11 protein-coding genes and 1 pseudogene are annotated in these 12105 nt (G+C 67.7%); 4 read left to right on the top strand and 8 right to left on the bottom strand.

Translation table 11 applies throughout. From position 1 onward, the window contains the following. Nucleotides 1–392 precede the first annotated feature (392 nt). A complete protein-coding gene (gene prmA / locus FLG15_RS02215; RefSeq protein ID WP_170922375.1) occupies nucleotides 393–1343 on the top strand; it encodes a 50S ribosomal protein L11 methyltransferase in 951 nt (316 codons plus the stop codon). A 31-nt stretch (nucleotides 1344–1374) separates the two neighbouring features. Here the strand turns inward: prmA and FLG15_RS02210 are convergent, their stop codons facing one another. Beyond that, nucleotides 1375–1884, bottom strand: coding sequence for a hypothetical protein (locus FLG15_RS02210; RefSeq protein ID WP_057679363.1), 510 nt, complete (start codon nucleotides 1882–1884; stop codon nucleotides 1375–1377). A gap of 143 nt (nucleotides 1885–2027) precedes the next feature. Between FLG15_RS02210 and FLG15_RS02205 the strand changes: the two genes are divergently transcribed. The 3 genes from FLG15_RS02205 (at nucleotide 2028) to fis (ending at nucleotide 4521) form a co-directional block, all read left to right on the top strand. Continuing rightward, entirely contained in the window at nucleotides 2028–2405 is a 378-nt protein-coding gene (locus FLG15_RS02205) for a helix-turn-helix domain-containing protein (RefSeq protein WP_008571865.1), read from the top strand. Between the two features lie 994 nt (nucleotides 2406–3399). Beyond that, entirely contained in the window at nucleotides 3400–4143 is a 744-nt protein-coding gene (locus FLG15_RS02195) for a DUF3426 domain-containing protein (protein ID WP_081023009.1), read from the top strand. A 105-nt stretch (nucleotides 4144–4248) separates the two neighbouring features. After that, entirely contained in the window at nucleotides 4249–4521 is a 273-nt protein-coding gene (gene fis / locus FLG15_RS02190) for a DNA-binding transcriptional regulator Fis (RefSeq protein ID WP_025981816.1), read from the top strand. A 282-nt stretch (nucleotides 4522–4803) separates the two neighbouring features. Here the strand turns inward: fis and FLG15_RS02185 are convergent, their stop codons facing one another. The 7 genes and pseudogenes from FLG15_RS02185 to FLG15_RS02155 form a co-directional block, all read right to left on the bottom strand. Beyond that, nucleotides 4804–5778 carry a phosphatidate cytidylyltransferase gene (locus FLG15_RS02185; RefSeq protein ID WP_017155935.1) on the bottom strand — a complete coding sequence of 325 codons (975 nt, stop codon included), beginning with the start codon at nucleotides 5776–5778 and terminating at the stop codon, nucleotides 4804–4806. Continuing rightward, a complete protein-coding gene (locus tag FLG15_RS02180) occupies nucleotides 5775–6407 on the bottom strand; it encodes a lysophospholipid acyltransferase family protein (protein ID WP_057678743.1) in 633 nt (210 codons plus the stop codon). The genes FLG15_RS02185 and FLG15_RS02180 overlap by 4 nt, the downstream gene beginning before the upstream one ends. After that, nucleotides 6404–7030, bottom strand: a complete 627-nt coding sequence (locus FLG15_RS02175; RefSeq protein WP_057678744.1) for a CDP-alcohol phosphatidyltransferase family protein — start codon at nucleotides 7028–7030, stop codon at nucleotides 6404–6406. Before FLG15_RS02175 ends, FLG15_RS02180 begins: the two co-directional genes overlap by 4 nt. Beyond that, entirely contained in the window at nucleotides 7030–8523 is a 1494-nt protein-coding gene (locus FLG15_RS02170) for a TIGR04222 domain-containing membrane protein (protein ID WP_057678745.1), read from the bottom strand. The genes FLG15_RS02175 and FLG15_RS02170 overlap by 1 nt, the downstream gene beginning before the upstream one ends. Beyond that, nucleotides 8520–8966, bottom strand: coding sequence for a hypothetical protein (locus tag FLG15_RS02165; RefSeq protein WP_057678746.1), 447 nt, complete (start codon nucleotides 8964–8966; stop codon nucleotides 8520–8522). The genes FLG15_RS02170 and FLG15_RS02165 overlap by 4 nt, the downstream gene beginning before the upstream one ends. Then, nucleotides 8963–10297 (bottom strand): phosphatase PAP2/dual specificity phosphatase family protein, encoded by a 1335-nt coding sequence (locus FLG15_RS02160; RefSeq protein WP_057678747.1) that lies wholly within the window; start codon nucleotides 10295–10297, stop codon nucleotides 8963–8965. Before FLG15_RS02160 ends, FLG15_RS02165 begins: the two co-directional genes overlap by 4 nt. Further along, nucleotides 10294–12053, bottom strand: a pseudogene (locus FLG15_RS02155) (bifunctional alpha/beta hydrolase/class I SAM-dependent methyltransferase). The gene FLG15_RS02160 and the pseudogene FLG15_RS02155 overlap by 4 nt, the downstream one beginning before the upstream one ends. Nucleotides 12054–12105: the final 52 nt, after the last annotated feature.

The raw sequence follows: 12105 nt of genomic DNA, 5'->3' as shown, positions 1-12105 counted from the left end.
CACGGCAGCACACAAGGCAGCTGCCTGCGCACGCGACTGCACATTTGCGCAAGGAAGCAACGTCTCGTCCCGGTTGCTCGACGCGGCCGTCGACAAGCCCGTGCTCGATCGCTCGGCAGCATCATCGGTTCAGCGTCAAGTGCGGCGGCATCGGCCTACCGCCCTCCGCACGCAGGGCACCACATCCAACCGCAGATACGCGTCCATGCAGCGCCACACCAAGCGATTGTCCATTCGCCAGCAGCACGCCGTCCGCTTGGCAGCGGACGCATCTTGATCGGCAAGGCCATATTTCACCGCCTGCATGGGGAAGACACACCGCCCAGGTCGACGGCGCCTGCGTCATGCCGTCGCCTGCGGTGCGGCAGGCACGCCGGCACGAATGGTCTAGGATGCGTGCTTTCGAATTGCCCAACGCCACGATGCCGTTTCTTGAACTGACGCTTTCCTGTTCCGAGGTCACCCTTCCCCGTTTCCAGAACGCATTGGACGATGTGGGCGCACTGGCCGTGACCATGCTCGACGCCGATGCCGATACCAGCAACGAGCGCGCCATTCTCGAACCCGGTGTGGGCGAAATGCCGCTGTGGGACCGGCTGACGATGACCGCGCTGTTCGATGGCGACAGCGACGCGCTGGTGGTGCTGGCAGCGCTGGAAGCCTTCGATCCTGGCCTGGACTGGAGCCAGGTGGCGTTTCGCATGGTCGAAGACAGCGACTGGGAACGCGCCTGGATGGACCTGTTCAAGCCGATGCAGTTTGGCGAACGCACCTTTATCGTGCCGTGGAATCACGCGCTGCCCGAAGCCGCGGACGGCCCGCATGCCGCCGTGGTGCGGCTGGACCCGGGCCTGGCGTTCGGCTCGGGCACCCATCAAACCACCGCGCTGTGCCTGCGCTGGCTGGACAGCCTGGCCGGCAGCGGCGAGCTGCAGGGCCGCAGCGTGCTCGATTTCGGGTGCGGCTCGGGCATCCTGGCGGTCGCCGCGCTGAAGCTGGGCGCCAGCGGCGCGGTCGGCGTGGACAACGACCCGCAGGCGCTGCTGGCGACCGCCGACAATGCACAACGCAACGGCGTGGACGCGCAGCTGACGGTCTACATGCCGCAAGACGAACCGGTGCAGACCTACCAGGTGGTGGTGGCCAACATCCTGGCCTCGGCCCTGGACGCCCTGGCCGACACCCTGGCCGCGCGCGTGGCGCCGGGCGGACGGATCGCGCTGTCGGGCATCCTGCACGGCCAGGAAGACGACTTGCTGAAACGCTACGCCCCCTGGTTCGAACAGTTGCGCTGCGAACGCGACGAAGACTGGATGCGGATCGACGGCGTGCGCCGCGGCTGATCCGGCTGATCCGGCTGATCGTCCACGCCGGCTAGCGCTGTGGCCGGCCGGCGCGAATCTGCGCGGTGGTCACTGCATCGGCCACGCTGATCGCCCGCAACCGGGTCACCGGTTGCCAGCCGTTGCGGTGCAGCGCCGCCGTGCGCCACGGCCCGGCCTGCCGGGCCACCCAGACCCGCAGCAGCACCTCGGCCGCCAGCAACGCCGTCCAGGCCACGGGCGACCACGCCTGCACACCTGCAAGCGCCACAGCGCCGGCCCCCACAAACATCAGCGCGCTCACCGCCAGCAGCGGCCAGTGCCGCTGGCGTAGCGCCCAGACGCGCGGTGCCAGCGCTGCTGACCAGTGCGGACCATCGGCCACGGCAGTCCACTCGGCGCCACGCCGCCAGATCGCATACCGGGCCGCACCACGAAAACGCCTGACTGCAGGGTCCACCGGCGAATGGGCCGGCCACGGCGCGTCTGCGGGCGCGGCGGACGGGGGCGAACGGTGCCACTGGGGATCGGATTTCCGACCGGCGGGCTCGACCATGAACATCCTCCTTGAGTTCGCTGTGATGGGACCATCATGGATCGACAGACAGTATCGCAAACATATGGATATATGAAAGTCATACGAACTATCTCCGGGCGCTGCTAGGGCTATATCTCCGGCCCCTGCCTGCCCTCCAACGGTGCCGTGTGAGCAAGCTGTACGAACGAGTACGCGAAGCCCGCAGCCTCACCAAGCTGACCCAGGAAGCCCTGGCCGGCGAGCTGGGTGTCACCCGCAGCGCGGTGGCGCAATGGGAGATGGCCGAAGGCACCGCACCGTCGGTGGAAAACCTGATCGGCCTGGCCAGGCGCAGCGGCATGGCGTTCGAATACCTGGCCACCGGCCGCGGCGACCGCGTGTTTGGCCCGCCGGTGTCGGCCATCGCTGAAGAACCGGCGCAGTACCGCCGCCTGGATGACCAGCAACGCGTGCTGCTGACGCGTTTCGACACCCTGACGCCGCGCCAGCGCGCCGGCCTGTTGGATCTGTTGCTGGCCGAAGGCAAGACGCGGCGCAGGCGGTGAATCGGGAATCGGGAATCGGGAATCGGGAATTGGGAATTGGGAATTGGGAATCGGGAATCGGGAATCGGGAATCGGCGAGCTGACGTGATCGGCGCCGAAATTCCAAGGCCGTGTTTCCGCTAGCTGTCGTCTCCTGATCCTGGATGCGCCTGGCCGTATTGGTCGGCTTGCGTAGATGTGGAGGCGGCCGTTATCGGAGAAGGCATGCGCTGCGCGCCTTGCGTCGACATCGGCGCAGACGGGGCCATGACCGTGTGGGCCGGAGACGAACACCTGCAGGCATGCGCGCTGCGGCTCGATCGCATCGCCATCGGCACAGGTTCGCCGGTGGACGTGCGCGTGGTTGAATAGGGGTCTTCCCGCTGCACGCCTGCCGATGTCCGAGACTCCGCCACCGCGCCGCCCCCTGGCCACGTTCCTGCGTGCGACGCCGGCTGCTCCGCCGCTGGTTCCGACCCCGGTGGTTCCGCCTGGGGAGCCGTGGGAGCAGGCCGCACCGGCCGCGGGCCCCGCGTTGCCGCCGGCAACACCGCCGCAGGTGGACGCGCTACCGGCGCCGCACGTGCCATCGCCTGCTGCAGCGGTGGCGCCATCGCCGCAGCGCGCAGCGGCTGCGCCCGGGCACGCTGGTCTCCAGGCGCCGGTGTCCGGCCAGCCGCAACTGCCCGCGCCCGGCAGCGCGATGCCGTCCGCTTCGGCGACCGCGCCCGCAACCGGACACGTCCCTGATGGGATGCTCGATCCATCTCGCCCGGTGTCGGCCGCCAGCGATGGCCAAGCGGGCGACGACGGGCTGGCCGCGGCCGGTGCTGACGCGCTCCAGGACCACACCGCGCGGACTGCACCTGCCCCGTTGCATTCCGCGCAGCAACGCGCGCTCCGTGCGTCAGCGCCTGCAGACCTGTCGTCTCGGGATGCAGCGGGTACGCCGAGCCCGCTGGCAGGCGAGGCTCCAGTCGCAACGCCAGCAGCGCCGGCGGGATCGACAGCGGCTGTGGCGACAGCGGCGGCCGCGACACAAGCCGACACCAGCGCCAGCGAGCAGACGGCGAACACACCCGAAGGCAGGCTGCAGCCGGGCCAGCCCTCCAGCCATCCCGACCCGGCAACCACCGAACTCGGCACGGGCAGCGCATCGGCAGGCGAGGACGCGCCGTCCGATGCCGGCGTCGCGCCGCCCCGCACCACCGCTGCGCAATTGCAGCCCTTGCCCACTCCCGCCTTGGCCGCGCCCGCCTTTGCGCGGCGTGGCATCGCCCGGCCGCGGCTGCGCGCCAGCGGGCGCCAGTGGGCGCTGCTGGTCGGGCTGGTCGGCGTGCTCGGAGTGCAGATCGTCATCGCCGACCGCGCGCACCTGGCCGCCAACGCCCGCTGGCGGCCGCTGGTCGGCACGGCCTGCACGCTGGCGCGCTGCAGCCTGCCGGCCTGGCGCGAGCCGGAGGCGCTGACCCTGCTCAACCGCGACGTGCGCCCGCTGCCTGGTATGGCCGGGGTGTTGCAGATCCAGGCCAGCTTCCGCAACGACGCGCGCTGGGCACAGGCCTGGCCGTGGCTGCAGCTGTCGCTGTCCGATGCCGACGGCCGGGTGATCGGCACCCGCATCCTGTCGCCGCAGGAGTATCTGGGACCATCGCCGCCTGTGCAGGACACGCTGGCGCCAGGTCAGGCAGTGCAGGTCGCGTTTCGGGTGCGCGAGCCGGCCGCGAGCACTGCCGCCTTCAGTTTCGACTTCCGGTGAACGGGCGCGACCGCCACATGGGCGTGGCGAGCGATCAGGTCACGCGCTAGACTCACTCCCCCTCGCCGGCCACGCGTCCCGGCTTCGTGACACTGGGAACCTCCTTTGAACGCAGCCCCCTCTCGTCCTGACACCAGTCGTGGCGCCCCGAAGTCGCCCCTGCGCGAACACGTGGCCCAGTCCGTTCGCCGTTATCTGCGCGACCTGGACGGCAGCGACGCGGACGATGTTTACGAAATCGTGCTGCGCGAGATGGAGATCCCGTTGTTCGTGGAAGTGCTCAACCATTGCGAAGGCAACCAGAGCCGCGCTGCGGCGCTGCTGGGCATTCACCGGGCGACCTTGCGCAAGAAGCTCAAGGAGTACGGGCTGACGTAGGCCCGGGATTCGGGATTCGGGATTCGGGATTCGGGATTCGGGATTCGGGATTCGGGAATCGGGAATCGGGAATCGGGAATCGGGAATCGGGAATCGTAAAAGCGTGCTTCTGCCAGACGGTGCGGGCACGGGTTCCCGGTCACGGCGTGGTTTCGTGCGGGTCAGCCTTCCGGTTGGCCAGACGCGGCGGCCGACCGACGCGCTGCGCAGATCCGATGCTGCAGGTGCCAACGGCACGCGATGCACATGTTGCGATCTTCTGACGAGCAATGTTGCAGGCGATCACGCCCAGCCATAGCGAATCAGGTGGAAAAACACCGGCGCGGCGAAGCAGACCGAATCCAGGCGATCCAGCACGCCGCCGTGACCTTCGATCATGTGGCCCCAATCCTTGATGCCGCGATCGCGCTTGATCGCCGACATCACCAACCCGCCGAAAAATCCCATCAGGTTGGCCACCAACGCCAGGCCGAAGGCATGCCACGGCGCGAACGGGGTGATCCACCACAGCGCCATGCCGAGCAGGCTGGCCGACAACACGCCGCCGATGAATCCTTCCACCGTTTTGGACGGCGACAATTTCGGCGCGATCAAGTGGCGCCCGGCCAGTTTGCCCCACACGTACTGCAGCACGTCCGAGGACTGCACCACGATCACCAGGAAGGCGATCAGCAGCAGATTGCGCCCGGCATAACCGGGAATGTCCAGGTTCAACAGCGCCGGCACATGCGAAATGCAGAACACGCAGATCATCAGGCCCCACTGCACTTTGGCGGTGCGTTCCAGATAACGCGTGGTGTCGCCGCCGATGGTGGCCAGGATGGGTAACACCAAAAACGCGTAGACCGGAATCAGCAAGGTGTACATGCCGTACCAGCCGGTCCACACCAGGCCGTATTGCCACGGCAGCACGATGTAGAACGCGGCCAGTAATGCGTAGTAGTCGCCACGCCGGGTCGGGGTCAAGGTGATGAACTCGCGCAGCGCAAACAACGACACCAGCGCGAACAAGCCGATCACGCCGGCGCGACCAAACACGAACGCAAGGCCGACCACCGCGGCCATCACCCACCACGCACGGATGCGGGCGACCAGGTTATCCAGCACGGCGCTGGGGCGTTCGCGTGCGCGCCAGCGCAGGGTTTCGGAAATCAGCGTGGCGATTGCCAGCACCAGCGCGATACCGCTGAACAGCCACACCGTCTGCTGATGCATCGAAGACTGCTGCAACTGCCCGCTATACACATACAGGCTCATGCGCGGGTCTCCAATTGATCCGGCGACAACGCCAGCAACGCCGCACGTGCACGCGCCAGAAACGCATCCTTGGTTTCGTCCGCATCCAGGCGCAACGGCGCACCAAAGGTGGTGGTACACAGCAGCGGCAACGGCAACCACTTGCCCTTGGGCATCACGCGCTTGAGGTTATCGATCCACACCGGCACGAACTCCAGTTCCGGGCGTTGCCGTGCCAGGTGATACAGCCCGCTCTTGAACGGCAGCACCCCCTCATCCGGGTTGCGCGTGCCTTCGGGAAACAGGATCAACGAATCGCCGGCATCCACCGCATCGCACAGGCATGCGATCGGGTCGCGCGTGCGTTGCGCCGGGTCGCGTTCGATCAACACGCCGTTGAAGACCGCATGGATCAGATAGCGCCGCAGTGCGGTGCGCTGCCAGTAGTCGGCCGCCGCCACCGGGCGCACTTCGCGGCGCAGGCTGGCCGGCAGCGATGACCAGATCAGCACGAAATCGCCGTGGCTTGCGTGGTTGCCGTAATACACGCGGCGTTCGTTGGAGGGCGCGCAACCGCGCCACAACGCACGCGCGCCGGTCAGGGTACGAATGGCGCCGCTGCAGCCGCGCGCGATCAAACGGGCAATCATCTCTGCTCCAGGGTGCGCACGATCGTGCGCAGTCGTACCGCTACCGTCAGCAAGGCACCGACGATCAACACCGCCAGCGCTCCGATCAGCAACCAGGCCGCAAGACGCGGCTGGCCCATCCATTGCAGCAGCAAGGCCAGCGCGCCTGCCAGCGACAACCACTGCATGCGTTGCACGCGGCTCATCGGCCCCTGCCGCGGCTCTGGCGTGCCGCAGGCCAGGCCCAGCATGCGCACATACGCGGTGGCCACGCAGCACAGCGCCGCCGCCCACCCCAGGTGCGCAGCCCACGGCAGGCCAGACTGCAGTCCGTAGCCCAGGCCCACGCAGACCAGCACATCGGACAACCGATCGGGCGCGTCGTTGTAGACCTCACCGGCGCGCGAGACCATGCGCGCCTGGCGTGCCAGCACACCATCCATGCGGTTGCACCACAGCCGGCCCTGCAGCCCGAGCACCGCCAGCAGCAGTGGCATGGCTCCTTCGCGCGCAGGCGCGCTCAAGCCGATGTAGAACATCAGCCCGGCCAGCGCCGCACATGCGATGCCCACCCACGACACGCCATTGGGCGTGGCGCCACGCCCGCGCAGCACGCGCGCCCAGTGCAGCCGCCGGTGTTGCATCAGTCGCCTCCTCCGCCGCAGCCGCCACAGCCGCCGCCATCGCTGCTACCGCCATCGCCGCCACTGTCGCCACCGCCCCCGCCGCAGCTGCTGCCACTGCCACCGGCGTGACCGTGCGGCGCACGCAAGCTGTGGTAGTCGGCCCACGGGGTTCCGATCAGTGCCGCAGTGCCGTACAGCGCCACCACCTCGCCTGGATCGCCGCCGGTGCGCGCGGCATCGCGTCGCCGCGTCTGACGCAATGTCGCAAGGCGGGCTTCGCCGCCGAGCGTGCGCCGCACGCGCACCAGCGCAAAGCCCAGGACCAGCAAGGTGGTCAGCACCATCAGACACAGCAGATAGCCCACCGGATGGTTGCCCTGCACGCCGATGACCAGCTTGCACACGCCAAGCAGCCATACCAGCGCCACCGGCACGGTACATGCCAGACGCACCACGCGTGCCCACGCCTGGCTCAGCCACAGGCCCTTGTCGATCAAGCGCTGCTCCAGCGGTGCGGCCAGCGCACGCAACGCGCGCAAGGCCCCCACCGGGTCTTCGGTGGTGCGCACCGCTTCCAGTGCCGGCTGCAGCGCAGGCGGCACTGCGATCTGCCGGTGGCAGCGTACCCAGTAACGCGCCGGTTCGGTGGCATCGCGCTCCAGATACACCGCATTGCGCACCAGTAACTCGGTGAACCACAGGTCGGCCACGCGATCGGCACCGCCGCCCAGATATGCAAGCTCGCTGGCATCCACTGCTGCCGCGGTGCGACCGCGGCGCAGCACCCGTCGCAACCATGCCGCCATCGACCAGGCCAGACCGATCAGCGCGATGAACAGCGGCAGGAAATACACGCCGCGCCAGTGCAGCGGCGACAGCGCCCCGCCATTGGCCGAGCGACAGGCCATGCCCACTGCCACCGCGATGATTGCCCACGCGACGACGGCATACGGCACACCGCACTGTGGCCCAGCGAATTGCGGCGCTCCACGCAAGGCCTGCAAGGTCTGTTCGGCAGCGTCCTCGTGCGGCGGATGCAACGTCGATTGCTGAGGTCGCGCCGCAGGCCACCATTGCGCCGGCGGCTCGCCAAACTGCGTGCGGTAACGCTCTAGCGTCTGGCGGTACTGCGCCTGGAACCGCGCGTCCTCACCGGCATCGCCGCGTCCGGGTTGATGATGCAACGTGGTCTGCAGCACGTGCGGGCAGAACTGCTGCCAGTACTCGCGGGTGTCGGTCAGATGCGTGTGCCAGACCTGGTCGACCAACGGGCTGGGGGTGACGTCGTGGGAGTCGGTGCAGGCAAGAAAACAGAACCGTCGGTACTCCTCCACCAAGGCCTGCGCTTGCGCGGTGGTGCACTGTGCCTGCTTGGCCACGCGCCGAACAAAGGCGGCAAACGCTGCTTCGTCCTGGCCAAAACGATAGCCCTGCAGCCGTTGCCACAGCGCCCGCTGCGCGGGTGTGGCGTGGCGCGGTTCGCGCTGGGCGGAATCGGGTGCGTTGTTCATCTGAACATCCTGAGGGCGAGCGCCGCAGCCACCAACAGCAGTTGCACCACCACGCTTGCCAACTGCCAACGCAGCAGGCGGCGCATGCCGGTCCAGCGCGATGCCCAGTCGCGGGTGGGTGCACGCTTCGCCACCAGGCCAATGGCATGCATGGCCGCATCGAGCTGGTGCGCGGCGTCTTGCTCGGTGCCGCCGCAGCGTTCGAGATGCGCGATGGAGGCCGCCAGCAGGTCGGCATCCAGGCCCACGCGAAACGCCCAATAGCGCTGCACCACACCGGCCAGCACGCTGATGGCATAGCTCAACTCAACCAAGGGCGGCGCCTGCGCAACACCGAGCAAGCCGATGGCCGCCGCCAGCAGCAGCAGTGAAAAGCGGTCCAGTGCTGCACCCTGGCGCAGCACTGCGCGCATGGTCGCCAAGGTCAGCGGGGAGGGATTCATTGCACTCTCCGTTCGGGGATGTTGTCGCCGTCATGAACATCGCATGCCACCACGATAGCCGCGCGATGCGCATGCCCGAGCACGATCGACGGCTGCACGGTGCGTAGCTGTGCGATGGCCGCAGCCGCGTCCTGGGCGCGACCGCTGCGCACCAGCCAGGTGGCCACACTGGCAGCACTGCGCGAATAGCCCAATGCACAACACACCAGCACCGGCCCGATCGCCTGCGCCTGCGCGATCGCCTGCGCGGCCTCGCGCAACTGCGCCGGCGACGGTGCGACCAGATCGAGCATCGGCACCACACGATCCTGCGCCTGCGCGGCGTACAACGAGAGCTCTGCACACACGTCCACCACCGCGGCACGTTTGTCGCGCTGGCCGGGCAACGGAATCCGCCCCAGCCACACGCCATCGCAGACCGCGCGCGGCGACGGCGCACGCCGCGTCCACAGTCGCGAGTTGCACCAGGCCGCCAACAGGTATGGTGCATACAACCAGCGCGCGGCAAGACTCAGGCGCCCATCGCTGCGCTTCTGGAATCCGCCCGGGCCAAGCAGAGCGTAATTCAACGCAACCAGCAGCAAGGCCAGGGTGATCCACAGCAACCACAGGGCTGCACCGCCGCTCCACAGCGCCAGCGCAGCGCTGACCAACGCGCCGGCCAGATACATCACGGCCAGGCGCCAGCGACGCAGGTCGCGTGCACACCGTGCCTGCGCAAACGGTGCGGCGATCCGCTCCGGCCATAGCCACACGCAGAGCCAGCCCACCGCGAGCCCGGTGGGAATATCGAGAAAGTGATGCTGGTAGGTGGTCAGCACCGACACCCCGATCAGTGCGAACCAGCCATGCAGCAGCCAGCGCCACACCCCGCAAAGATGCTGCGCATAGCGCACCCACAGCACCACCAACAGCACGATGTGCAGCGATGGCGCCTGATTGAATGGTTTGTCGAAGCCCAGCAGCACCGCGAACAGCCAACCGAACACGCCCTCGGTCTGAGGCCGTACGAAGCTGTAGCGCAACGGCCACAACAAGAAACACGCCACGCAGATCAGCTGGGCACTGAGCAGGCGTCGTGCATGCGTGTCCAGCTCGCGACGCGTGCGACAGACAAAAAACGAGACCGCGTAGAACACATCGATCGACCAGTACGGCACGATGGTCCACGGCCAGAACGGCACGCCGTGTTCCCAGCCGAACACCACCGATGGCACCTGCGCCGCCCGCCCGGCCAGCGTGTTGGCCAGGCCGTAGCTGAGGAAGAAGAACGGCCCCAGCAACGCCAGCCACAGCGCGGCACGGCCGAATGGGCGCGCAACTTGGCTCATGCGTCGATTCGCTGCGCCATCGACACGGTGAAGATGCCGAATGCATCGATGCGTTGCGCCACCTTGCGAAAGCCCGCCGCTTCCACCAGGCCATCCATCTCCTGCTGGCTGCGCCGGCGCATCACCCAGGCCACGCCATCGCGGTGACTGGTCAGTGCGCGCGCAATGAATTCCAGCTGCGGATGCCAGGGCTGACCGGTGTAGAGCAGATAACCGCCCGGCTGCACCGCCGCGGCCAGGCCAGCCAGCGAGCGCGCGACCTGGTCGTTGTCGGCAAACAGCTCGTACAGGCCCGATACCACCGCCAGCGTCGGCGCCGGTTGCACTGCTGCCAGCGCTGCCGGGTCGAACGCATCGCCCTGCTCGAAACGCGCGATGTTGCCAGCGCCCAGCGTCTGGATCAACGCAGTGCCCTGGGTCACGTTGAGCGGGCTGAAGTCGCGCAGCACGATCGCATCGGCACGCTGTACGCCGCTGCCCAGCGCCTGCAGCACATAGCGGCCATGCCCGGCGGCGATGTCCAGCACGCGTACCGGCTTGCCGGCGCCACGCAAGCGCGCCGCTGCATCGCGCAGCAATTCGCCCAGATGGCTGCCGCGGATGCGGATGCCGCGCCAACCGATCGCGTTGAGATACGTGCGGTCGATCATGCGGCCCAGCGGCCCGCGACCACGTGCCTGATTGCGATAGATGTAATCCAGCGTGCTGCCGGAATCGAAACCGGTCTGCAACCCAAGCGCGATGCCTCGGAGAGCTTGCCGCCCAGGCGCAGGCCGGCACGCACGCCACGCCAGCGCAGGTCCTGCAGGCTATTGCGCTGCGGTGGCCAGGCCAGCCGTTCGGCCTCTTCGAAACTGGGCCCGGCACGGTGCGCATCGCGCAGCGCGGCACGTACCGGCGGTTGCGCAAAACGCGCTTGGACGAACTGGCGGATATGCGCGACGGCCATCGCGCGATCGCGTTCGCCCAGGGTGTCGTGGAAGAACCCCGGCAACCAGTGACGCTGCTTGATCGGCGCGCGCAGGTTTTCGTAGAAGCGGTCCTGCGGGCCGCGATGCACCACAAAATCCGAACCGGAGACCAGCAACTGGGTCGGCACGGTAATGGCCTGCGCATCGTCCACCACGCGATCGGCGGCCGCGTACAGGCCGAGCAAGACGCGCACCGAAATCGGACGGGTGATCAACGGATCGGTGCGATAGCTTTCCACGCGCTGCGTATCGTGGGTGAGCCATTGCGGCTTGACGTAGCTGTTGACGAAAAAGTTACCGCGCAACGCATGCAGCAACGCCAGCCCGGCGCGTGCAAACGGTACATACAACTTCACCTTGAACGCCGGCGATGCCAGCACCAGCGCGCGCAGCGGCGGGGCGTAATCGTGCACCCAGGTGGCGGCCACCACCGCGCCCACGCTTTGCGCAATCACCACGATGTCCTGCACCGCGATGCCGTGGGTGGCGCGAAGATGCGCGATGAAGCTGTCCAGATCGCGCACCAGCGCTTCGAAGCCCGGCGCATCGCCACGCACCCCGGGCGAGCGGCCGTTGCCGCGTGCGTCCCAGGCGAAGAACTGCGCGTCGGGCATGTCGAGTTCTTCGGCCAGATGCATCACACGGCCAGAGTGCTCATGGCCGCGATGCAGCAGCACCACCGCCTTCGGCGTGCCGGTCGCAGCGGCATCGTGCAACGGCCAATGCCGGTAGAACAGTGGCACACCATCGAAACTGACGAACTCGCGCTCTAGCACTGTGCGCATCGAAGCATCCTGAAAGATCGAAAGGTTGAATCGCAGGGATCACCACAGAGCA

The organism is Xanthomonas phaseoli pv. dieffenbachiae (assembly GCF_008639345.1).
GTDB classification, from domain to species: Bacteria; Pseudomonadota; Gammaproteobacteria; order Xanthomonadales; family Xanthomonadaceae; genus Xanthomonas; species Xanthomonas phaseoli.
Note: the sequence above shows the minus strand (reverse complement) of the source record. Positions and strands in the feature narration are given on the sequence as shown.